The sequence below is a fragment of the Paenalcaligenes sp. GW821-LYS-B07-1 genome, assembly GCF_058803365.1.
Genome location: NZ_CM179516.1, coordinates 1712998 through 1737581, shown reverse-complemented (window position 1 = coordinate 1737581; position 24584 = coordinate 1712998). Strand labels below are relative to the sequence as shown.

21 protein-coding genes are annotated in these 24584 nt (G+C 45.4%); 14 read left to right on the top strand and 7 right to left on the bottom strand.

Translation table 11 applies throughout. From position 1 onward, the window contains the following. The 5 genes from AC3QL0_RS08200 (at position 1) to AC3QL0_RS08180 (ending at position 8974) form a co-directional block, all read left to right on the top strand. Positions 1 to 924, top strand: a complete 924-nt coding sequence (locus AC3QL0_RS08200; RefSeq protein WP_493010902.1) for a YicC/YloC family endoribonuclease — start codon at positions 1 to 3, stop codon at positions 922 to 924. A 176-nt stretch (positions 925 to 1100) separates the two neighbouring features. Further along, positions 1101 to 2309: a tyrosine-type recombinase/integrase gene (locus AC3QL0_RS08195; protein ID WP_493010901.1), complete on the top strand. Its 1209-nt coding sequence runs from the start codon at positions 1101 to 1103 to the stop codon at positions 2307 to 2309. A 1345-nt stretch (positions 2310 to 3654) separates the two neighbouring features. Beyond that, on the top strand, positions 3655 to 5100 hold the full coding sequence (locus tag AC3QL0_RS08190; protein WP_493010900.1) for an AAA family ATPase: 1446 nt from the start codon (positions 3655 to 3657) through the stop codon (positions 5098 to 5100). Then, complete coding sequence (locus AC3QL0_RS08185; protein WP_493010899.1) at positions 5097 to 6035, top strand: DUF4435 domain-containing protein; 939 nt, start codon at positions 5097 to 5099, stop codon at positions 6033 to 6035. Before AC3QL0_RS08190 ends, AC3QL0_RS08185 begins: the two co-directional genes overlap by 4 nt. Before the next feature lie 1034 nt (positions 6036 to 7069). Next, entirely contained in the window at positions 7070 to 8974 is a 1905-nt protein-coding gene (locus AC3QL0_RS08180) for a DUF4365 domain-containing protein (RefSeq protein WP_493010898.1), read from the top strand. A 103-nt stretch (positions 8975 to 9077) separates the two neighbouring features. On the opposite strand, the gene AC3QL0_RS08175 is transcribed toward AC3QL0_RS08180, so the two are convergent. Continuing rightward, a complete protein-coding gene (locus tag AC3QL0_RS08175; RefSeq protein ID WP_493010897.1) occupies positions 9078 to 10073 on the bottom strand; it encodes a hypothetical protein in 996 nt (331 codons plus the stop codon). Between the two features lie 501 nt (positions 10074 to 10574). On the opposite strand from AC3QL0_RS08175, the gene AC3QL0_RS08170 reads away from it, so the two are divergent. Both AC3QL0_RS08170 and AC3QL0_RS08165 read left to right on the top strand, forming a co-directional pair. Then, a complete protein-coding gene (locus AC3QL0_RS08170; RefSeq protein ID WP_493010896.1) occupies positions 10575 to 11174 on the top strand; it encodes an inovirus Gp2 family protein in 600 nt (199 codons plus the stop codon). A 93-nt stretch (positions 11175 to 11267) separates the two neighbouring features. Beyond that, positions 11268 to 11534 (top strand): helix-turn-helix transcriptional regulator, encoded by a 267-nt coding sequence (locus AC3QL0_RS08165; protein ID WP_493010895.1) that lies wholly within the window; start codon positions 11268 to 11270, stop codon positions 11532 to 11534. Between the two features lie 22 nt (positions 11535 to 11556). On the opposite strand, the gene radC is transcribed toward AC3QL0_RS08165, so the two are convergent. From radC to AC3QL0_RS08140, 5 genes are all read right to left on the bottom strand, one after another. Next, complete coding sequence (gene radC / locus AC3QL0_RS08160; protein ID WP_493010959.1) at positions 11557 to 12012, bottom strand: RadC family protein; 456 nt, start codon at positions 12010 to 12012, stop codon at positions 11557 to 11559. 137 nt (positions 12013 to 12149) lie between these two features. Beyond that, entirely contained in the window at positions 12150 to 12587 is a 438-nt protein-coding gene (locus AC3QL0_RS08155; protein WP_493010894.1) for a JAB domain-containing protein, read from the bottom strand. Positions 12588 to 12647: 60 nt separating this feature from the next. Then, complete coding sequence (locus AC3QL0_RS08150; RefSeq protein ID WP_493010893.1) at positions 12648 to 12854, bottom strand: hypothetical protein; 207 nt, start codon at positions 12852 to 12854, stop codon at positions 12648 to 12650. Between the two features lie 331 nt (positions 12855 to 13185). Then, positions 13186 to 14610, bottom strand: a complete 1425-nt coding sequence (locus AC3QL0_RS08145) for a surface lipoprotein assembly modifier (RefSeq protein ID WP_493010892.1) — start codon at positions 14608 to 14610, stop codon at positions 13186 to 13188. Positions 14611 to 14732: 122 nt separating this feature from the next. Further along, positions 14733 to 15485 carry a factor H binding protein domain-containing protein gene (locus AC3QL0_RS08140; RefSeq protein WP_493010891.1) on the bottom strand — a complete coding sequence of 251 codons (753 nt, stop codon included), beginning with the start codon at positions 15483 to 15485 and terminating at the stop codon, positions 14733 to 14735. 279 nt (positions 15486 to 15764) lie between these two features. On the opposite strand from AC3QL0_RS08140, the gene AC3QL0_RS08135 reads away from it, so the two are divergent. The 7 genes from AC3QL0_RS08135 to AC3QL0_RS08105 all read left to right on the top strand — a co-directional run bounded on the left by AC3QL0_RS08135 (position 15765) and on the right by AC3QL0_RS08105 (position 23235). Beyond that, the gene (locus tag AC3QL0_RS08135; protein WP_493010890.1) at positions 15765 to 16064 is read left to right on the top strand and encodes a helix-turn-helix domain-containing protein; all 300 of its coding nucleotides are present in this window, start codon (positions 15765 to 15767) and stop codon (positions 16062 to 16064) included. A 610-nt stretch (positions 16065 to 16674) separates the two neighbouring features. Then, positions 16675 to 17904, top strand: a complete 1230-nt coding sequence (locus tag AC3QL0_RS08130) for a hypothetical protein (RefSeq protein WP_493010889.1) — start codon at positions 16675 to 16677, stop codon at positions 17902 to 17904. Positions 17905 to 18045: 141 nt separating this feature from the next. Continuing rightward, entirely contained in the window at positions 18046 to 18315 is a 270-nt protein-coding gene (locus tag AC3QL0_RS08125) for a hypothetical protein (RefSeq protein ID WP_493010888.1), read from the top strand. 888 nt (positions 18316 to 19203) lie between these two features. Beyond that, a complete protein-coding gene (locus AC3QL0_RS08120) occupies positions 19204 to 19695 on the top strand; it encodes a hypothetical protein (RefSeq protein ID WP_493010887.1) in 492 nt (163 codons plus the stop codon). Positions 19696 to 20083: 388 nt separating this feature from the next. Next, on the top strand, positions 20084 to 21253 hold the full coding sequence (locus AC3QL0_RS08115; RefSeq protein ID WP_493010886.1) for a hypothetical protein: 1170 nt from the start codon (positions 20084 to 20086) through the stop codon (positions 21251 to 21253). Between the two features lie 259 nt (positions 21254 to 21512). Beyond that, entirely contained in the window at positions 21513 to 22400 is an 888-nt protein-coding gene (locus AC3QL0_RS08110; RefSeq protein ID WP_493010885.1) for a YDG/SRA domain-containing protein, read from the top strand. 394 nt (positions 22401 to 22794) lie between these two features. Further along, a complete protein-coding gene (locus tag AC3QL0_RS08105) occupies positions 22795 to 23235 on the top strand; it encodes a nuclear transport factor 2 family protein (protein WP_493010884.1) in 441 nt (146 codons plus the stop codon). Between the two features lie 159 nt (positions 23236 to 23394). Here AC3QL0_RS08105 and AC3QL0_RS08100 read toward each other — a convergent pair whose 3' ends face one another. After that, positions 23395 to 24453 (bottom strand): DUF1176 domain-containing protein, encoded by a 1059-nt coding sequence (locus AC3QL0_RS08100; RefSeq protein ID WP_493010883.1) that lies wholly within the window; start codon positions 24451 to 24453, stop codon positions 23395 to 23397. Between the last annotated feature and the right edge of the window lie 131 nt (positions 24454 to 24584).

Below are 24584 nucleotides of genomic sequence, written 5' to 3'. Positions count from 1 at the left end.
ATGATCAGCAGTATGACCGCTTTCGGTAGCGCGCGCGCCGAGTCAGAACTAGGCAGTATCACCATTGATCTGCGCAGCGTCAACAATCGCTACCTAGACCTGAATCTACGCATTCCTGAAGAATTACGTTTTCTTGAGGCCCCAGTTCGTGAGCGCTTAAGCGAGTCGTTGCAGCGTGGAAAAATCGAGCTACGCCTGACTTTCCATAAAAACCTGCTGGTGCAGAAAAGTCGCCTAGACACTGTGTATTTAGAGCGTTTAGCAACTGAACTGGCGGTGGTACGTACTTTTATTCCGGACACACCCGCACCTAAGCTAAATGAGCTAATGCAATCGCAACAGCAAGAACAAACTCAAGACAAAGCTGAACATTGGCAAGCAACTTGTTTAGAGGCCTTAGGGCAAGCCCTTCAAGACTTCCAAGCAGCGCGTTTGCGTGAAGGCCAACGTTTGGCCGCTGACATGCTCACCATGGCAGAAGACATTCAGCGAATCGTGACTGACGTCGAGCAGCATGTTCCACAAATGCTGCAAGACCAACAAAACAAAATCAGCGACCGCCTGCGCGAAAGCTTGAACCTTGCCAACCCAGATGGCTTTAGTCATATTTCTGGCGAAGAACTGTCAGCCCGTATTGCTCAAGAAGCTTCACTATTCTCCTTGCGTTCTGACGTTGCTGAAGAATTGACTCGCCTGCGTTCTCATTTAAAAGAACTGCAACACATTCTGCAAGGTAAAGACACAGGAAACAAACGCCAGCGTAAAGGTAGTAGCGGCAAACGCTTGGACTTCCTGTTCCAAGAAATGAACCGTGAGGCTAATACACTGGGCTCTAAGGCTGGTTCGCTGACGGTGACTGAAGCGGCGATTGATTTGAAGCTGCTGATTGAGCAGATGCGTGAACAGGCGCAGAATATTGAATAACCTCAATCAGCACCCATAAAGCTCAACAAACCCAGTAAACACAAGCACTTCAAGATTTCACCCACTCCACACAACTCAACAGTTACCCACCACTATCAACTCTACCCTGGTGGGTAAATTGGTGGGTATACTAGGATTTTTCCATGTAGTAGTGGTGGGTACTTTTGGAGTGCTTTATGGCCAGCCTTACCAGCAAAACAGTTAGTGCAAAGATCAAGGGGGCGCCTGGTCGCTATGCCGATGGTGGGGGCCTTTATCTCGTAGTCCCTAAAGCAGGACGCTCGTACTGGATGCTGCGCTTCACATCCAACGGGAAGCGTAAAGAAATGACGCTTGGCAAAGTGGATGACCTGTCCCTTGCCGATGCCAGAACAGAAGCTGCTCTAAAGATGAAGCAGCACCGTGAAGGCCTTGATCCGCTCATAGAGAAAAAAAGAGCCATATACGGCCCAATGGATACAGTAGATGATCTCTTTACTGACTGGCATGAAGGCAACATAAAACGCCTTAAGCACCACCACACCCCTTTTAGGGTGTACACCAAAGACATCGCCCCCGTGATCGGCCAAATGCAGCCGACAACAGTCACAGGGCGAGACATTAGACAAATCCTGCGAAACATAGCTGAAAGCAATAGACCCACTATTGCTAACGATGCTCTACTCTATTGCAAGCAACTGTTTAACCATGCTATCAAACTGGATATCATCACTCACAACCCAGCTAGCGCTTTTGATGTAGTGGATGCGGGAGGTGTAGAAAACAGTAGAGACAGAGCCCTTACCTTAGATGAGCTCTCTTTTGTGTTTAAAAAATTCAGAGAAGAAATAGACAGCTTCACACGAGACAACTATTTAGCTTGCGCTCTTTTGGTGCTGCTCGGCGTGCGCAAAGGCGAGTTAACTGAAGCACCATGGAGCGAATTCGATCTAGATGCAAAAGTTTGGTACTTGCCTAGCGAACGTAGCAAATCAGGTGTAGCCATTGATATTCCCTTACCCGACCTGGCACTTGAATGGCTACACGAACTCAAAGTTCGTGCCTTTGGCTCTCCTTATGTCTTTCCCAACAGAAGACCAAGCAAAGTACCCCATATGGGTAAAGACACCCTAAACCGAGCAATAGCTAAATTGTTTGGCAAAGAGTCAGGTAAGGCTGTACAGCCTGAAAACAAAATGGGCGATCTCGAGTACTTTACCGTGCACGACTTACGACGCACTTGCAGGAGTTTATTGGCTGCTATAGGTGTGCCCAGCCATGTGGCTGAACGGTGCCTGAACCATAAGCTTAAAGGCGTAGAGGGGATTTATAATCGGCATGATTATTTTGATGAGCGATGTGGAGCTTTAGAACAACTTGCAAGGAGACTTCTACACCTAGTGTGATAGCATTTTCCAACCTATACCAAGCTCCCTGAGGCAAGGTGTTCCGGTTCGGCTCCGGCCTCGGAAACCACTCAAAAACCCTCTAAAATTTTACCATTTAGAATACTTCACAGCACAAGTCCCACATCGTGGATTCCCTTAAAGTTTTAGTCAGATACCGTTTCGGTAGAGAGGTGCGGCGCTAGCCTCATACTGGCGTAGAGCTAGCTACGATTGTTAAGACACCCCCAACACTTGAACAGCCCCTATCCACAAGACTGGTTGACATATTGTCAAGTCATTCCACACCAAGCAGAATACCGCAGACTGGGTGCACCGCACCGTCCCGCTGACGGCCACCTCCAAGCTCACGTTTACGAGATCAGCCATATTTTAGGATTACGCCAATGCGTTTCTAATGGCTACTTCAGAGTACATGCCCCACCTTCCTGCATCCGCGACCATCATCCTTGCTAAGCTCGGGTTAGGAGTTCTTTTGACATTCGACCTTTTTTTAAGGGTTCCAGTCATCGTAAAATGGTTCAATAAGCGCTTCCAGTCGTTGTTCGTATATATCCTTAAAATTGAAATCACAATAGTAGTTGTTTGTATCCTTCCGTGTTGGACTCTTTAAATCACTGTTTGACAAGGCGATAAGACGAACACTGATAATCCGATCAATTCCTTAGCCGTAATCATTGCTCTCTCCATCATCGTTTTCTTCGTTCTGAGACAAACGAGTGGATTAAACACGTAATTAATTGGCGGGAGGTATTACATCCTTGGGAAATGTTCTCTCATTAAGATAGCTGAAGATATCGCTGTCAATTTATAAAACCTATTGCTAGTAGGAAAAGAAGATAATTTCTACGTAAAACTCTTTTGCCGGTTTTCTCGAAAGATCCCAAAAAAAATCCACACCTTGTAAAATAGTACTATATAAAGCAAAAGATACAACCATGTCTGAGATTGGTTCACACGAAACAGAACTAAAACGATATCCGGTGCCGAGCGCGACCGACGTGAAACGGTCGCTAGTTACGCACGCCCATCAAGTCGGCCTGCAGGAATGCTCTCTCAATGCGGCACATGAAAAGCATGCCCAGCGGTTCATCAAAGGGGACATTGATCTCGAAGACTTTGTGCAACCACAAAGTTCCTTGGGAAGCCCAAAAGCTTAGACATGACGAAAAAGTATAAGTGATTAAAGCTAGTGCAGGATAGGCTATAGCCGAATTTTATACGACAATATCGCAGCTTTAAAGCTGAACTACGGATGCATTGATGCAGAAAGTCACTAGTATTCAAATGCGCAAATAAACCAGTTGCTTAGTACAAAACTCAACAATTTTCATCCTGAGGCATCATGATCAATGAAATACTTAGCCAATCAGCTCCCATCTTCAAAAGGTTCACCATAACCGGGCTAAACGGCTACAAAAATCTAACCCTTACCTGCCACTCTCCAGTAAAAATCGTAAGCGCTGATAATGGCTCAGGAAAAACATCATTATTAAATGCTTTGTATGCAATTTTCGAAGGTCGAGCATCACTACTTTACACTTTAGAATTCGAATCGGTGGAGATTATCTGGGCAAACGATACTATTTCTTCTTATAAGAAAATCGAACTTTTTGGCGAGTTACGTCCAGAAGATCTGGAGTCGATGGCCGAGGAACTGATTTTTTCTCAGTGGGAAGTCAGCAAACGTGATGCCGTGGATCTTCTCACAAAATATATTTTTGGTGACGTCGAGGAGGTGATTCAAACCGAAGCCTACAAGGAAATATACCGTCATTCACCATTCGATAGAGAGGAAATTTTAGAACGTCTATCGTCGATCTGTGAACCTGTCCTCGCAACAGGGAAATTTCCAGACCTCTTCGCAACAGCAAAAGAGCATCTTGGAGGATGTTCTGTTCTCTATTTACCTACCTATAGAAGAATTGAAGCTGATATTGCCGAGTATCGTAACCTCGCCTCCCCGCCGATTAATTTCCGAAATAAAGGCCGAGTGGGAAGAGATCTCTGGAACTCTAGTCGGTTGATTTTTTTTGGAATGAGAGATGTGGAACTGCAGCTAAACTCGATTCTGTCGCAGATACGAAAAGAGACTCTTGAGGCATCCACCCGTAGCAATGGGCAGACACTTGAGCAGCTTATAGATGCCGACCCAGACGGTGATACCACTCTCCAAGAAACTTTCGATATTTCCTCAATCGAAGTAGTGCTAGCTCGCGTTGGGAAGAACACGTCCGAGTTACGGGCAGGGCTTTCTGCATTGATCAAAAGTGGCGAAATCTACAACGAAAACCGGGGAGAGCTAAGGAGATTTCTTAGTCAACTCCTGAAAGTATATGCATTGCGGAGAGAGGACGAGGAGGCTATTGAACGTTTTACGAATATTGTAAATCGCTATCTTTACCCAGAGGGGGAAAATCCTTCATGCGCAGTAAGGAGTGAAAAGCGGCTTACATTTGACAAGGTTAAGTTAGAGACAAAAGTAAAGAACTTAATAACAAAAAGGGAGATAAAGTTCGGCAATCTTTCCTCTGGCGAAAAGCAAGTAGTAAGTATTTTCGCTCGCCTTATGCTCGACCCCCGGAAAAATTATCTCATACTGGTCGACGAACCCGAGCTCTCACTGTCGTTAGAGTGGCAACAAATGCTGTTGCCGGATGTATGTTTAGCGCCAAACTTCAAACAGCTAGTCGCAATTACTCACTCCCCATTTATCTTTGATAATGATCTTTCACTAGCCGCGGGAAGCCTAGAAACGACATACAAAGAGATGCGGGAGAATAACGAATGAATACCACACCTGAACAACTTTCTAAGAAAAAAGATGCCGCAGCTGTATCAATAATGAAGTTTAATAAGCTCCGTGGAAAGCTGCCGAATGAAACCTTTATTATTGTCGAGGGAGATGAAGATCCCGTTTTCTACTCTGCAATCTTCGGCCGACTAGCATTTGACCTTCAGCATATATTTTTTATCGCGAACGGCAAGGACAACGTGCTCAAACTCAGAGACTACATTTATCAAAGTAAGGAAGCCCCAAAATCCGGAAAAAATATTTATTTTGTCGACAGGGATTTTGACGGCCTTAAGGGCAGGCCGCCTGGTGATGACTTATATGTCACACCGACCTACTCAATAGAGAATATCGTGGTATGTAAATCTGGACTGAAAAATCTGTTACTAACACGATTTAAGTTGGCAGAAGAGGAGACATTTAACGATATCGACTCTATTCTGAGAAAATTTGATATTTTACTCAAACAACATCAGGAAGCACTCGCTGAAGCAAATCGATTAATACACTTTGTGAGAAAAAAATCCCTTTCTGGAGAAAAATACACATCCGGTTCAATAAACAGCAGCCTGCCCAAATTTGCAGAGTTAAAGTCTCTTGACTTAACAGTCAAAAAAATTGCGACTGGCAACGACCTATTGGCCCTACTATCCATATGCAGAGAAATTGACTTGTTGGAGTTCGATAAGCTGTTGAATGAATTTCAGACCCTTAACCCACACACTCAATGGCGCGGAAAATTTCTCTATTATTTGTTCCGCCGCTTCGTCGCAGCGCTAGTTGAAGATCGCAATTCAAAGACCCCCTCTTTCTTCTCAAAAGGTAGCGGAAAAATAACACTAGATACATCGCCTAACTCATTCATTGGTACACTTGCGTCTCTTTGTGAAATTCCCGACTGTTTACGAAGGTTCATGAATTCTCAAGCTTAACAGCTGCCTAGCCTAGACAGACATCCGTAGGCAAAGTAGGCGATCCCAAAAAAATCGTGAACTTCCACTGCAGTCCATTTTTCTTGAAAATGTACCTGTCCTGTGAGCTGTTTTCATCAATTCAAAAAACACACCAACCTAATTCGCCAGCACCTAGCACAATCCAAACCCTAGCGCCAGTGTGCTGGCAGGACTCCTCAAGGTTTGCTTAGACTCAGTACACTGTAGGAGCATGTATGGCAATGATTACTAAGCCCCCCCCTCTAGCACTTGGAAAGCACTCATTCGTAAGACAAGTTGGCCACCAACAGCCAAAAACCTTCATAGCAAGCATGGTTCCGAAGATTGATCTCGCCGTACTGAGGATGAAATGCTCCGTGGCGTGTACCGTCAGCGTTCGCCCCTTGCTAAGCATATGACAATAGCGACAGCCCTCAAGCGCTACTGGAGTTTGGCACTCATGTGGATCTCTAACACCACGACAGGAATAGACATGGAAAATCACGACAGAAAGGGATATCCCCCCTCTATGGCAACAAGGTGAAGAACGCCTCCTCAAACGCTACTATATCCTTCTAACCGTCGACAAGCTCGATGTAAATCAAGATAAGCAGCCTATCATAGACATCCCTCTGCATATCGAGCCACACGCTGCTGGCAGATGCGTGCATATAGATGTCTCAACGATAGACCTCAACCGTAGATATCCGATTTACCTTGCGTGCATCAAAGCAAGTTAGCACCATGCAAGGAGGCAACATTCAACGTACCATCGTAGCTCTGCTCTAGCTTAAGGCATACCGTTTGTCGTACTAGGGAGAAGGATTGCCGGGGATATAGTCGTTGAACAAGCATGGATCATTGAAGAAAAGCACCTACACCAAGCAGCGCGCTGTAGGAGTGGCCCAGAAAGATTGCTTTGGCAGGGTCTGCGCAATACTGAACGTTGAGCTGGCAGGCTCCTCTTAAGTCCGTTCTCAATCATCATTAAACGGGGTTAAGCTTGCTATACATATATTAGGGGAAACTTCGATATGACAACAAAGCGTGTACGGAACCACGAGCTAGAAGAACTATCACTTGCAGCACTTAGATTCGAGTTGCCGCCAAAGTGGGTGATACACGATTTTCGCAAAGACTATGGTATTGATGTTCAGCTGGAAATTTTTGAGGCCGATGGTTCTGCGACAGGGCTACGTTGTTACGGTCAACTTAAGGCCACAGACAACTCTGTTGCAGATGATCTCCTTGCTTTGGATCGAAATCATTTTGAGTATTGGAGCGCGCACGCTGATCCAGTGCTTCTGTTGCGCTACTATGCTGACACAAGACAATATGCTTGGTGTTGGCTTCATGATGTTGCATGGTCGTTAAAGGCAGATGCGCAGTCTTTGAGCGTAACGAAATTTCTGAAGCCATGGGATAAAGCTAAATCTCCGAAAACTATACAAGACTTTATGAGGCAGAGAAATCGGATATTTTCTGATCGCCAATTGCCACCGTTTTGTGTTGCAGTACGTGGTAACTCTGCACCTTTGGCAGAACTGCTCGATGTTACTAATGCCTTAAATGAACTAGAGAGTTTGAGCGTACTCCGATTCGAAACAGAAAGTTTAAATTCGGTGGCTTTTGAGGTGCTCCTTCTGCAAGACGGCATCGCTTGTTCGTATTTAGGACTCCCGGGGATGAAAGTTGAAGAATTTGGCGAGGCAACGCCTACCAGCATCGCTAATACAATCATCCTTCTTGTCTTTTTGACTGCTTGTCGGTACGACAAAATTCTTGTTGCCCGTCCGCTCGCAAAGAACTGCTTTGCTCTATTGCTCAAGGCAGCAGGAGAAAAACTCCTCTTTCCTCTGATTGATTCGGTTGTCTATGCTGTTGGGTTAAGGGATGCAACAAACTTGTTTCATCAAACAAACGCAAACGACAGCATGGAATTAAGTAACGTTTTATTTTCTGGAGTTGTATATGTGGCATCACAACGCTATGGCGAGTCCGACGAATACATTTTATTGCTTCGCAATATCTTGACCTCACCCAAAGACGACGTTCACCGTGCTACGACGGCATATAACCTTGGTAATGCGTTATCAAACAAAAACCGGTGGTCAGAAGCACTGCCGATGTTCAAGCTTGCTGCGGAGGCGTCTCCTGATTATCTCAATCGCGCCTACTTTCGCCATGAGTTTGGGGCAGCCCTTTTTGAAAACGGATTTTTTTTAGAAGCTGCAGAACAGTATCGTGCTGCTCTTGTAATGGAGCCATCAGCAAGGCTGCATAGTTTGCTAGGAGACGTACTTTTTTGTGCAGGAGAGTTTTCCAAGGGGATAGAGGAGTTGAATATTGCTCTTAATAGTCCATTAGATGGGGAGTCAGCTGCAATAACTCTTTTGCTTAGAGAGCTTTGTCGTGAGTTAGTAGAGGGATGGGGAATCCAACATTTGGAGCATACCTCTTCGGAAGATGGCGGCATTGATGTTTTGCAGAATCTTTCTAAGGACGAGTTGAAGGATTATCAGAAAGCGCTCTTGCCGCTAATGCGAAAATTTGGCTCAGATGCACTATTCAATTTCAATGCAGGACATCTAGCATTAAAAAATGATCAATGCATTTTGGCTGCTTATAGGTTCTTGAATTGTGCTTCGCGTCAACGTGGTGATTCAGAAGCTTGGGCATTAGCTGTTGCTAGTGCAATGAAAGCAGAGGATACGAATTTAATGGCGTTAGCAATAACTGCTGGCTACTTTTTTGTTCAAGAAGAATTGCTTGTTGATTTTTTTCGAGTAACGTCGCATTCAAACAGAAATCCAGCAGAACAGGAAAAACTACAAAGAATGTTCGCGGACATAGTGCATGCCAGTCAGAATGCCGAATCCTCAAAGCCAGTGACTGTTAGGTTTTTGGGCCCGCACCAGATCCACACTTTTGAGGTATAACCAGGGCATCACTCCGAAGGTAGTAGTAACGTAGGGGCCACAAACGAAGCAGTGCAGTAGTACCAGCCCCTAGGTTTATGCTTACTTAACACTAAAACATCTTTCACTTCATATCTCGGTATGCTTTTTCTATTATTGCTTCCAGCATCTTTTGCAGACTAAGCCCAGCACGCCTAGACAAAGCATCTAGCTGCTCTTTAGACTCAACCCGAATATGAGTGTTTACGGCCTTAACCTTATCAGACCTACGTAATTGCCTCTGTCTCCATACTTTAGAGATATTCGTTCTAAAAAGAGTAAGCTCCGCAGGACTACACTTCCATGTTTGCAAAGCAGTATAAAAAGCCATACTCTGATCTACCTCACTATGCGGTTCTAGCCAAAATAGCTGTGGAAGAGCTGCAATGTCATAACCAAGATTTGCCTTATATCCTCCCGCCTTATTAAGTACATCAATCTTCATCTCGTGAAAGTTGAGTATGTAGTCCCAAGCCCATCTGCATGAATCGTCATTTCCAGGCCTAAGCCATGGAAAGGGTTTTACTCTTATTTGAGACTCAGCATAATCTCTTTCCAACTGATCAATATAAGGACTCTTATCAACGCATTCGATATCATCCAACATTGTTAAAAATAACTCATAGCGAGACTTATGGCTCTGAGGGATAGCCCCCTTAAACTCCCTACGGGCAGTAGACAAACCATTACGCAGCTCAAACATCGTACGCACAGAAGCCACGGACAGGAAAAAGAACAAACAAGCCTTTTCGTCTGTCTTTAACCACTCAACCTTATTAAGTGATACAAAATGATGTTGATCACTTAAATCCTTCAAGGCCAAGATAGCCTTAGCTGCACGCTCTTGCGAGTATCCTGAAAAATACTCTAAGAGCTCATTCCTTAGCTCTGACTCAGTGCCTTCCTCAGATAATGTCCTGTGTGGCTTTTGAGCAAGCAGCCCTTGCAAATCCAGCAACGTCTCCCCCAAGCTGACATCGTCAGAGGCTCTATAGCGATTAATATAACGACACAAAAAACTCAGCATCCGTCTGTCGCTTACCAAGAGCACCCTCTTCAACTCACAATCAGTCTCATGCACGATCAACCCTCATTGACACTCAGTGTTATTCATACGAAAAACAACCACAAATTAGAAGTAAATACCAAGTAATTCTATAGAGAATACAGCGCTAATAATAGGTTAAAAAATATCTTAATTAATACAATCAATAGAAATAATCAATATTTTCTCCGATAAAACAAACAGATAGCAATTAATCACCGCACTACATTATGGCTTACTCATTTAATATCAGAGCACAACGTCCACATAAAACATCCCTATTAAGGCAATTCCTACGGGCCAAACCCCAAGAGCACAACTGCCTCAACGCAGCCAACTTGTCGGTTTAGTAATATAAATAAGAGAGGTGGGTAGTCATCTGTATTGCCTGTACTCTTAACTAGGTAAGAGACTGAAGTAGACAGCTCTAAGAACTAGTCATGATGAGTCACTGACTCATCAACAACTAGACACACTCAAAAGACAAAAAAATATAGAGGTAGTACCTCGTATGACTTTAACCATACGAGGTAACACATGAACACTCACCCTGCTCATTCCTACAATGAGAGCTACCAGAGGCAAATCGCTCGTACTCTTCGCTCAGCGCTAAAAGCGCACAAGCGAATCACTGCAGTTCGCGTTGATCTAAGAATCACCGATGACCACTCAAACCAACCACATCCCTCTGCCCTAATGACCCGTTTTATCGAGTCACTAAAAGCAAAACTGGTTGTTGATCTCGGAAGAAAAAGTATTCAGTGGAACAGGCAATTAACCTGCCACTTGAAATATGCGTGGGTACGTGAGGTTGGCCCCATCAACAAGAAAAAACACTTCCACGTTCTGCTATTACTCAACAAAGACGTTTATCACGCTCTAGGAGATTTTCGTCAGGACAGGAATACCTTGGCATCCATGATCTCTCAAGCTTGGTGTAGTGCACTTGCAGTCCCCTACCCTGAGCATAAGACACTCACACACTTCCCCTTTGAAGGTCTTATATATGTAGATGCCAATCACTCAACCTTTGAGCAACAACGTCGTCTGGTTTTAGCTAGAGCCAACTACTTGGCAAAGAAGGCCACAAAACAATATGGAGACGGTGAACGCTCCTTTGGTTGTAGCCGTTCTTGATACGTTTTTATTGTGTTGCTCCATCCAGTAGAAGAAACGCTCAAATCGTTAACTTGACGCCCTCTTCTGCCCTTAACGAGACAGGAGATCTACATGGATGCAACACAAACCAACCACTCAAACTCAATCCCACTGGCTCCCAGCACACTCGTACCTGTGCTGGAAGATCAGTTCCTTAGCATGGCCTTTATTACTCAGCTCACCGGACTGACAGACAAATGGTTCTACAAACTCATACAGGATGGCAAATTCCCCCAACCTATAAAGTTTGGACGGAGTTCTAGATGGCTTAAAAGTGAAGTTGAGTCATGGATAAGACAAAAAATTTATGACTCAAGAAAAACAGAGGATGGCTACTAGATCCTTTAGTAGCCTTAGCCTCTCAAAGATGGCCCAAATCAGCCAGAGAAACGCACCCCTTTGCTCCTACGACGATATGGTCCAACACCCTCACATCGACTAGCGCTAAGGCATCCTGCAATTGCTTAGTAAGTGAGATATCAGTACTGCTAGGGATTGGATCGCCTGATGGGTGGTTATGAGTAAAAATCATCGCTGCAGCATTATGTGCCAAAGCAAGCTTCACAATTTCTCTTGGGTACACAGCCGCTTGAGATAAAGTGCCCCTAAACACCTCCTCGAAGCCAATGATCTTGTGTTTAGTATCCAAAAACAATACTGCAAAAACCTCATGCTCATAACCTTGCAATAACGTTTGAATATACGTTTGAATATACGTTTTGACGGTACTAGGGCTATCAATGACTTTGCCTTTACTCAGTCGTTTACGTGAGAGCTGATTGGCCATAGTTAAAATATCAGCTTCTGACAAGCACATAGACTCCATCAGGTAGAGTCCAGTCTCTGGGCACGATTTCATTTTGTGGTACTTCATAATTTCCTCAACACATAAAAAAACGCCACCGGTTAGGGTGGCGTTTTGCTGTATGACTAGGTGCTGTACATCGTTGGCTACTATTTAAGCCTCCCTCCTTCCGCTAACGACACGCAAGCATCTTGGGTAACCAAGACATGGTCAATCACATGTACATCAACAAGTGCTAGGAGGTTTTTAAGAGCCTGGGTGAGTTTCATCTCCATTTGGTCAAACCGAGGATTGTGAGAGGAACAACTGCGTGCTAGCACTATCGCATACGCCTTGTGATCCAAGGCGCGTTTAATAACCTCACTAGGATATGCCGTTATAGTTGTCAGATCCGCTTTGCGTATTTGATAAAAATGAAGCACTCGATACGCCTTATCCAGCAACAGAACTGCTAACACCTCCTGCTTAGCATTGTGGAGCTGCTCAAAAAGAAACGCTTGAATCACTGCGTGATCCTCTAGCTGCTGCCCAAGAGCATTACGCCAGTCTCTTCTGTGTCGCTTGCCCTCTGTTACTTTAGAGCTCATGAGTAAGGCGCCTTGATCAAAAAGCCTATCAACGGTACCCCGTTAGCCATCCAATCCATATCAGCGCGATGCAACATCACTTCCCTCCTGCAAGCGAGAACTGACTTGAAATGGATGATGGCAACGCAGACATTGGTAGTTGCTCAAAACAGCCTCATCTAGCGCTTTCCCAAACGCTGCACCGGCCGCACAACCCAAAGCACCTTCCACAAAGGCGCCCAGCACTGCTGTCGAAATGCGTGTAAGGGATGAGGTCGATACAACCAATTGGAGAGCTCCTCCTCCAACGCCTTGAACACCTCCCGATAACGCGCGCAAAACGCCAACCCCAGCACCTACAATGCCGGCGAACTTTTGAGCGTAGTTTTTAGTTTGTAGATGAGACGAACCACACGCTGGACAACTCACAGGACCAGTCGCCTGACGCGTGTTATGTCCGTCATCTGAGAAAGACGGACCTAATGGTTCAGACATAAAAACTCCTTGACGTAAAAACGGCATAAATGAACAAGCGATTGCTTGCTCTCATCAAGGTGATATAGGTCTGAAATAATCTAGGATGATGCTCTTGAGAAATACCCGTTTACTCAATCACTGGCTAAAACTCCATATCTACAATCTCCAACATAAATCCTTTGCTGGCTCTACTGTATAAGGCCGGCATATTGCTATTAACCCGGTTGTAGCGATATACCAATTTTGGAGTAACCCCCATGACGCTAAATTTGCTATGCCATAAGCCGAAGCTAACACCCACCTCTCTATCTTTACGTACGTCATTAAACAGAAAATGAGGTGCATCAAAATGCCGCTTGCCTACTTGTAGGTTTGCCTGAGCATTCAAACCATTGGCCCAGCGATAACTACCGCCAAATCTGGCGGAGACAGTTCGTGATGACTCAGCTTTATCGCGTAGGTGGTCTTGTTGATAGTACGCACCTGCTGACAATGAAACACCTGCCTTAGGCTGAAAAACCCAACTCAAGCCTGCACTATACGCATTCCCCTCATAGGGACGTAACCTACTGTCATCATAGTTTTTATAGGCATACTCTAGGGTAGGAATTACATAGAGCTGTGGACTGACCTGTAGACCGTACTCTGCCTGCACGCCGAACCTATCACCATATTGCTGACTACCTAACCAGGTTTTTTCATACACTGGGCCAATGCGTAGCCATTGGTGATGATTTTGATATAGATACGCTGGTGCTAAACGCAAAACACGTTCGTTATAGTCTTTCTGGTCCCAGTAGTACGTACCCCTATACTGCAACTCCAACCACAAAGAATGGTTACCGTGGAGAGCCGTTAGCTTCGCCACATTGAGTCCATAGCTCACACCGTGGCCTGATTTAGGCAGACTATCTGGATTCTTTTCAAAAGTAGCTCCCCATAGCTCTAATGTGCGCTCCGCAGAAGCCTGGTTAACGTTATCGTTATGCGTATAACTAAGAGAAAACTCAACATTAGGGCTATAGAGTTTTTGCAGGCTATCAATATAGCGTGAGGCTATTTCTCTAACAGCAGTAGGCGTTTCTGGCTGTTTCAACAAGGCCTCTAATGTACGCATAGCCTCTGCATAGCGTTTGTCTTCTATCTGCATTACAGCCAGGTCTAGCTGTACATAACTCAACGCTGGATCAAGATACAACAATGCTTTAAACGCACCTATCGCCATGTAGTAGTTTTGGTTATGCCGGTACAACGCCCCCTTCGCATACAACACCAAATAAGGATCTGCATCTGTATGCTCCTCATACGCCGGTATCAGCAACTCCACTAACGGCCATTGTTGTTGCTGTATTGCCTGACTAAGCAGTTGAGCCATCACAACAGGATGCTGACTCAACTCTGTGCCTGAAATCTGCGTAAGGGCCTCATTCTGAATACTCTGATTTTGCTGCTCAGAAGAAGACTGAATGTCGGATTCATTTTGTAGGACCTGCGGTAACACAGCTGGTACTGCACCTGGATCAAAACGATGTACATCAAGCGTCTGCGCTTGCATTACTGTGCTCATGCATAGAAAACCAACTATCGCAAAGCAGTGGACTAAAGAGTATTTCACTAGAGAAAGCGCAAGTAACGATCAAAAAAATACTGCCTAGTGTGTGAGACTAGGCAGTAACAAGGTCTATGAAACTAGCGTTTACCGCCAAAACCTACTTCACTGATGTTGTGAACGTTATCGCCATCTCGTACGTAGTTCACACGCCCTGCTATCTCTTCAGCATTTGGACCAAAAAAACCTAACTCATAACTAATGTCCGCTGCAGGATCTTTTTCAAACGTCGCTTTACCAACAACCCCCATCCCCTGGATCATTTCCTGATTGAGGTTAGCAATGCTCGCTTTTAAGAGATCAATGTTGCCTGTTTCAGTTAGGCCGCTAATCTGCCCTGAGCCCTCGCGTGCACCGAAATCAACAACATAGCTTAGCTTGCCCTCGTCACTACCATTAAAAGCAACGCCTTGATAGGTAAACTGCCCATCTAGCCCTGCTATAGCAGCACTTGTTGTCTGCAAGCCTTTAATGCTGTCTACGTAAAACACATTAAGATCAGATGCCTGTGCGCCTTGCATTTTGCTGATCAAACTTCCCATAGCAAGCGAGTACGGCTGCTGATAGAGAAAGGCCTTACCTTCCACTTGGTGCTTAGCCTGCTGACTGTCTTCCACCTCAAGCGTGAAAGACAAATCCTGAAGCCCATTCTTGAGCTCTGAAAAGTTATAGTCTGTCCCGCTCAATGTTTGTCCGTTCAGGGTAACGCTCTTTACCGTTGCTCCCTCATCAGCCAGATCCTCTCTAAGAATAGCCAACGGATCAAAGGTCTTGGCCTTTTTAACAGCATCACGGTATTCCGCAGGAACACTGCTCAGCGAAGAGTCTGTCACGGGCGGTATAGGCTCAGAACCTTTACCTCCTCCACCGCTACTACTACACCCTGCCAATAGCGCCAGACCTGTATAAATCGCAATCTTGTTAATTGAGTAACCCACTTACCACCTCTATAAAGTAGTTTTATCGCTTTTAGAGCAGTGAAGCTCTCTCTTCACTGCCATCGAAAACGTTGGCTTCCCTTTGGTTTAGCTTAGTTATTCGATTCCCAAAAACAATAATAACCTAACTTATAAGCTCTTTACCTATAGATGTGGTTTTGGTGGGATGGGATTTTGCATACACAAGAAATCATGCGCCCTAAACACACCGACAGATCACTCACCTCTTTTGGCCAGGCAGTTAAGGCCTACCGCATTGCCGCAGGCATGACGCAAGAAGAGCTCGCCGCTGCAGCAGAGCTGCATCCGGGCTATTTAGGGACAGTAGAAAGGGGTGAGAAGAATATCTCGCTGATGAATATTATCGCCATCAGTAAGGCTTTAGGCGTTTTGCCGTCTGAGCTGATGATGGTGCTTGATGTGGTGGTTTCTAAACCTATCGTTCAAAGAAAACAACAAGAGACGACATCCTGAAAAACATAACCTACTTTATAAGAAACAAAAAAATCAGGCACTCAACGTAAAGGGAATGGAGACTTGCAGGAGGGAGCAGATGCTGCAATGCATCTGTATCCACCGGGAAGTTAGACTGGATGACTCTGGCGCGGGCTCATTCCTACATTCGCAGTAGAACTTGGATGCACAACGTTCCCGTATCGAGCGTTTGCCTCGCTCGCTCCCTCAAGTAATAGTCCAATGCCATTAGCGGCGTGATTTTCTCGCTGTTTCTGGAGATCATTTCGGCGGCTTGGACAGCACGCAGCAACTTGACAAGATCCAGCAGATGGATAAAACCTTCCGTCGCTTTCATGAAGTCCTCAATAAACGTCAGACCATAGTCCATTAGCTTGCTCACTAGCCAACACACAACAAGCAAAAGTCTGATCAGACATCAGCAGTCATTCGATTATTAGCCTTCAGTATCTATCGAAGACTGAGATCAAAATTTCAGATTTGTATAAACATGACGACAACGAGGTTGCCTATCGAGTTGCGTACTCTTACAGTATTAGATGAACTAGACATCTACATCACATACCTTTTAAATTTAGTTGTACATCACCAATAGCTATCGAGGGACGACATGAGTAAACGCAACTATCTTTTCAATAATGTTGATTGGTACTCGGTAGATAGGCAGCAGCGCGAGGAGCTGGCGAAGGAAATAGACAGCATCAATGGCGATAGGTTGCTAAACACTTCTGTTGACGATCTATGCGACTACTTTGAGGAGAAGTACAAAATCGAGGTTCCTACATTAAGGCCAGAGAACATCATCGCAGATCAACACGAAACAAAGATTGATGTAAGCGGTGACACGAGGCGCTATTTCAGCAATCCTGGGCAGCCGTTCTATGTGAACGGGACGACTGTTGAAATATCACTACCATTCGATGGTGATGGGGAAGTATTCAAGGTGCAACCTACCAGCTATACGATGACCCCTCCTCAAGCGGATATTAAGCACAGCAACCTCATCATAAAGATTGAGGGCACAGCCCTGACAGCCGAACGGGTGCGAAGCGAGGTAAGCAGAACCATCTCTGAAATTGATGGTTACCTTGCTACATTGCGCCTCAACGCACAAGGCTTGAACTCCCAAATACGGTCTCTTGCTCGTTCGGCAATTGAACAACGGCGTGAAAAACTACTGAAGGATCGGAGTCTGCTTGGCGACCTTGGTTTCAAAATAAAGGAGAGAGAAGGTGAATCTCGTACGTATGCAGCACCAGAGGTACGCCGAAGACTTACTCCCGCGCTACCTCCTGCAAGCTCAACACCTTACAAACCCGAACCCGCACTCGCGAATGCCGACTATGAACACATTCTGAGTGTCATTCAGAATATGGTTCATGTTATGGAAAGAAGTCCTTCGGCATTTACGTCCATGGATGAGGAGTCAATTCGCTCCCACTTCCTTGTACAGCTTAACGGCCACTACGATGGACAAGCGACAGGCGAAACGTTCAACTATCAAGGCAAGACCGATATTCTTATTCGATCCGAAGGAAAGAACATCTTCATCGCCGAATGCAAGTTTTGGGCTGGACCAAAAAAGTTAATTGAAACGATCGACCAACTTCTCGGCTATAGCTCATGGCGAGACACCAAGGTCGCTGTGATCGTTTTTAATCGAAACAAAAATTTTTCAAACGTATTGGAGTCCATTCAAGAAACAAGTAAGGGGCACAGCAGTTTCAAACGCCAAATTGCGGTTACTTCAGAAACCATGTTCCGTTATGTGTTTGCGCACAAGGATGACTCCAATCGCGAGCTGCTACTTACCATTATGGCATTCGATGTTCCAGCTTAGTCCACGGTGAATTCAAACATTAGCTATAAGGTAAAACAATTGCTCATATACCTCTTCAAAGACAGCCGAACCTCATTTCTCCAAGACCTCATTGAATCAGAAATTAGTTTCGAAGAGTTAAAGCCGATGCCCGGAGTCATCATGGCATCGGCAACTTATATAACCATTGCACAAACCACCGCAGTTGTCACTGCGGTCTCAGCAGTGCTGATTGCATGGCTTAAGGCTCGAGCAAGTCGTAAAGTCATTCTTACTTTAAAAGATAAGCAAATTGTTCATTTGGAAGGCTACTCCGTGAAAGAAATTGAACAGTTTCTAAATATGACGGAAGTCGTAGCAGTTATCGATACAAAACCAACTGACAGTGAATCTAACCAATCACTCCAGCCGAGCGCCTCTGATAGTGACTGAGTTCTTTCGTTAATGCGCTAAGAAGAGAGTGTTATGACGGCCGCATTTGATTAGAAAAATGAGATTCCTTATAGGATGCGTCAGGAGGAACCTAAGCATAGAAATCTTTTTGTAATCACAGGTACGGTCTGGATTATCGGTAGGGGCTACCGCCGCATCAATTGAGAGAAAGGTCGGCGAGAAGATAGAGCCTGGGAAGAACACCTATCTCACTCAGATAACTCAAAAGATCAATCAGTGGATATCTAGCGTTTCCCATATTGATCGGGTAAGAGCAGAGAGCATTGATGTTATGCTGCAGTGCAGCAAGAACGTCAAGGATCTATTTTTGGAAATATCTGGAATCGATAAGCGGTCTCTAGCAGAAACATAGCTGTACTTTCACGCCCCTAAGGCATTTTTCATATACGATTCCATTGCCAGTAGCTCTGTAGCGGCTCTCGCGCCTGCTGGATATTCCGAGAGCCCCCATATCAATAGACCCAGCTCAGGATGCTCTATTGCTGCTTCAAAGTGAGTTTCTCCCCCATATTACGTTCATCTGCACTAACAACACCCCAGTCAAGCTAATCACAACTGATTTCATAAATTTCATTAGTTGTGATGTGCCTAACCTCTGCCACCCCTTGGCAATAAATTTCCATTCTGCCTCCTAATCATTGCTCGCTGATAAAACCACATTATGTCATCCCAGAAGTTCTTTAAGCTAATCAGCCAGACTAGCAGCTCAAACGCTCTCGTACCCACAAAGCCCTCCTCCGAGGGATTTTTTGCGCCTGCACCTCATGCCTCATCGGTTATAGTCTCTCTATCTTTAATTAGAGGCCTATCAACAAACGCTATTTAGCCCAGCTAATGACTCCTAAATAAGCGTGGGACAATCTGAGTATGAAAGAAGCAAATCACTCTTTCGCATCCATCTACAAGGGAGCACAAATCTTCGCCTGGGTTGCAACACCTATTATTGTGGCCTGCATTGGACTGCTAGCACAGAATTATGGAGCAAACATACAAAAAGCAGCCATAGAGTCTGGCATCCAACAAGACTTAGTCAAAACGGCAATTCAGGTTCTTCGCGCTCCAGCACAGACTGAGGATTCCGCAATCAGGAGCTGGGCTACTCAGATTATGGCGAAATACTCCCCCATTCCTTTTTCGTCGAAAGAGGCAGATCAGTTAAATCAATCGGTATATAGCTTATTGGATCACAGCCCTCTTCTACAGCGAGCGATGGAAGCGCGCCCATCATGTCCAAAGATAGATATTAAAGCGCTGCCTGACTCGTTAGCTAGAGAGGTACAACAGCTGCAGGACATCTGCGAACGCAATGCTACAGATCTACTATGGCTTAATACTTTTATTGGACTAGCCAATAAGTGATCGTGCTAGCGATCTGTCTATGTGGCATTTCTTTACTTACCCACGTTTTAATAGTAAGCAAAAAACCTACCTCGCTATAACACAAACCAGTAATCAGCCCAGCAGGGCTCCTCTCTAGGCGGATCTTTTGTAAGCTGCACAATCATCTTTAGGTAACCTTATAATGGCTGCTATCGGCCATTTGCAGTCGTTCGTAAACGTACGAGGTGTGCCACCTGGACACTTTCTTCCACAATTGTGATCGGTCTCTGAGTTCGTCGACGCGGGCGCGCTTTGGGTCGATTTGCGACTGTCGCGGTTCGGCCAAGAACAAACATCCGCAACGGTTTACTTGAAGCGGCCATTCGCCTAGCATGCCCGCTTCACAAATTAATATGAGGCGAAAAGCATGACTGATCGGGAAACTTACGCAGTAATTGTCGATGATATTTTCGGCACAGGGACCGCCAACTTTGACGTGGCTGATACAAATTACAACCATGTGATCGGTGCACTCGGTAAACCGGCGAAATTTTCTGAATTTTGCGCCAACTTCAAGCAACGTCTTCGCCGACTCGCTGCCTCAATCAACGCGGACGAGAGCCTTCGCAAAGAGATCGTCGCTGCGGTCAACAAGATAGCCACTTCCGGATGGGATGGAGCTTACGCTGAGCTTTGTGCGCTCGACTATTTCTTGGCTGATGCCAGCACCGGGCCTGGGAATATTGTATTGGACCATACAGTACCTGCATCCCAGACACTGGCGTCGGAAATGGAAATGCAAGACGCCAATCACGACATGCGATTTCCCAAACTTGGCGTTTCGATGGACACGAAGCTACTTTCCGATAAGATTGGCAGGATCCTCGAAGGAGTTCTTAACGACTTTCGTAAGGCAAAGAGGATCAATAATTTGACGATTCTCCCTTCCTACAACCTCAGCGATGATTTCGTCACTTATCAGACCAATCGCCGACAATTACTGGATGAGCTGAATCACGGCGTCGACATAGAGGCCCGCCCCTCAAGTCTTGTCAGTAAAGTCATCCCCGAATTGTCGTATAAGTTCGCCTGGAATCCCGGCGTGGTGATAGGCGAAAGCTGCTATTCGCCTGCAGAACACGCCATGAGGCACCATAGGCTGCTCTTTGGGCATGCGAAGAAGTTCTCGAGAGTGGAGTCCACAGTGATCGTCTTCGTTATCTTCCCGTGGGCGGGGGAGAGTGTGTTCCATTTCGATGACTCAAAAAAACTGTTCTTCAGGCTGTTTGGTGACCATTTTTTCTCCGACTATCTTTCCTCAAAAGTTCCCGCGAAGAACTTCAATGGCAAAATCAAATCGCTGATTTTGTCTGGAGAGGTAACTAAACATCTTTCGGGCGTCATCTTTCTCGAGGACGACTCGATTCTGGCCAAGACCCCTAAGAATGTGAACGTTAAAGCGAGTTTCCTCTGGAACCACAACGCTTTACATCCGCTCGCGGGCAGTCGCCTGGAAGCCTCCTTACAGGCTCGTCGCGCTTTCGACTTGCGGGAGTACCCTCTTGCTCAATCTTTCAGTGTTCGCTCCAATAGCTGAACGTCTGCTGCGGGCAATTGGCCTATGCGCAGACCAACCGCTTTGGTTCGTAAGCAGACTGCCGACATAGACAGCCCCCCTCTAATTGATAGCCATCCTAGTCCTTTGAATGCATAAAGATTGGCATACGTAATTGTTACATCATTTAAAACCAAGCAGAATACATAGAAAACCATGATGAATTAATTCTATTGGGTTCACAAGCCAAATCCCTCAAATTACGCTGTTAGTTCCCACCATAAATACTGTACTAGGAAACATGTCATCCAAATTAATTTTCGGGCACATCCCCAGCGTTCCAGTTGGTTCTGCCTTTAACCTCTACAAAGAAATGAACAAGGTTGGCCTTCATCGCTCAACCATGGGTGGAATATCAGGCTCAGGTAAGATTGGTGCAGACTCAATCGTTATCTCCGGTGGCTACGAGGACGATAAAGACATGGGAGATGTGATTATTTACACAGGCCAAGGGGGACGCAATGACTCTGGAAAGCATGTTCGTGACCAAGAGCTAACTCGCGGTAACTTAGCTTTAGCAATTAGCCAAAAAGAAGGCCTACCTCTTCGCGTTATCCGAGGGAAAGATCCAAAAAACCCGTTTGCTCCTGCTCAGGGCTACAGGTACGACGGCTTGTATCGCGTCGAGAGTCACTGGCACGAGATTGGTAAAAGTGGATTTAGGGTATGGCGTTATCGTCTGGAGAAAATCGAAGATAGCTCTGCGCTTCTAGAGAATAATTTCTCTACCATATCTCCATCAGAGGGGAATCCACACCCAGAGCGCAAGTCGATCACAACACAAAGAATCGTTCGTGATACAAAATGCTCAAAAGAGCTCAAGAAACACTACGACTACCAATGCCAAGTCTGCAATATTAGAATCACGACGGCATCTGGCCCTTATGCAGAAGCGGCGCATATTAGACCGCTTGGTGCACCACACAATGGTCCTGACACTTCGGATAATATCCTGTGCTTGTGCCCAAATCACCATGTTATGTTCGATCTTGGAGCCTTCTCTATCCAGGATGATTTAAAGCTGATTGGCATTGATGGGGAGCTACTCATTAAGAAAGGGCACGAGATAGCCATAACGCATTTAAAATATCATCGAGATCACTATCTAGATCGTATCAAAGCACCTTAACGCAGCACACTAGAAGCATGCCTAGAAGTTATTGATTGCAAAAATTGCACTTGATAGCAAAAAAGCAGCAATATAACCAAACGGTGGGTATATTGGTGGGTAAAGTTAAAAATCACCCACTCTTAAAACCATAACCATTTGATTATTAATAATATAAACACCACACCAATCATTCAGGCGCAGAATCTTGAGCGACCTCAATCAGCACCCATAAAGCTCCAAAGCGTCCCCTTGCTGACCCTATGCCGAGTTGACTTTTACAGTCCATTTTGTAGGATCAATATAAACTGTATACTCGTTATCTACCGCACCTGATTAAGGAGAGCTTTTTTCGATGTAGGCAAGAGCAGTGCTCTAAAAGCATCAATGTTGATCTATTCACGTGAGAAACAAAATGAAGAAAACACTTTTTTCCTGCATGATCCTAATGTCTGGCATTGCAATGTCACACAGCGCTCAGGCAACGACATCACAAGACATCCAGCTTGATACAATATTGCAGGCAATTGATAGCATGGATCCGGCGCAGTTTGCTAAGTTGCTGAGTGATGATTCCAAGTTTAAATTCGGAAATTTCCCTGAAGCTGAAGGCAAAGAAGCTATTCACAAGGCTCAGACCGATTTTTATGGCAGTATTAAAGATCTTAAGCATGAAGTTGTTCAGTCGTGGCAGGATAACTCAGCCATTGTTGCGGAAATGACTGTTACCTATACTCGCAAAGACGGCAGCACGGTAACTTTGCCTGTAACTGATGTCTTTAGAATAAAAGACAATAAACTGACAGGTACGTATATCTATATGGATATTGCACCTCTCTATGCTCCTCAGCAGTAATTAAAGCGCTAGATAGGGTGTGAGCGGAAACGTTGACGGCACCAAATAATGCCTCCTCGTTATGTACATCACTTCTGAAAGATAGTATTACCGCTCTAGCTACACTCTCATCATTCTGCTCAAAAAACAGGCCGTCAAAGACGGCTTGTTTTTTGCAATCTACTCCTCTACAACTTGGCTAACAACCTCTGGAATATCCCACGCACCACCTACCCGGATGGCCCTGCAACGCCCCGTGTCGCCACGTGAGCTTTCCACAAACTCTTTGCCATCCCACATCCATTCCTGATAGCTCCAACAATCTCCTACGCCCCGCCCTTTCATACTCGATGAAATTACACCATTTTCGTAGTAATTTCCGCTTTCGCTCACCAGTTCTGGCGCTGACTGCATGTCGTTACTGATAACAAAGTAAGCTTCCCCTCCGTTGTACGCTGCCATCCAACACGGTGCACTGACTAATGATGAGTGCTGATTAAGCTGTGCGATAGTCCACGGCTCGTCTAATCGCTCATCACTGCAAAACTGGTCTGGGTCTGCAGCTAATATTCGCAATAGCTCTGGTTTTATTCTTGCTTCTTCTTGTGCAGTCAGAGGGCGCAAGCGTTGATCCATCACAGGCGCACGAACAATAACAGGTGCTGCAACGGGCTGCTTAACCGATGCCTCACTTGCTTTTCCCTTGCGAAGAATGGCGCTAGCTGTATTCACACGCCCTTGAGCATCATCCATTTTGAGCAGCACCGCACTTGAGCCAGCCCCTGACAGCACATAATCGTTGCCCTGCTCACGAAAAGTAATAGGCTTATCTTTTTTCAGTGCATCAAGAAATAATGCTAACTGAGCATCACTCATTTGCCAGGACTCGTCCTCGGCCACGCTTAAAGCTCCCACCGCACGACCGGCAATGATGAGCTCAACTGGTGGAGTTGCCTGCCAAGGTTCATCGTAGAAATGCGCCAGCATGACTCTATTCGTAACTGACGTTCCCCTACCCGCCTGTCGAGTCAGTAACACTGTTGCCCCGTACTCATCATCGTATTCTGCATAACCTGCCGCGCGGCAGGTTAGCGTGTTATCACAGGTCAAATCCCAATCTTTATGAGAGAAGTTCACTGCTGTGCTATCTGCCACAGCACTTCCTACACAGAAGAACAGCGCCATCAAGGCTGCTGGCGCTGCAAAAAATGCAGCATACGATTTTTTTTGTTGATCCATATTACTCTAGCTCCTGCCGTTATTCTTAACCATGGCTATCCAACCCTATGTTATTCGGGTTACCGATCACCCGATAACTCTACATACTAAACATTTGAAAACATACATATTAATGGCTTACCTGCTCGTCG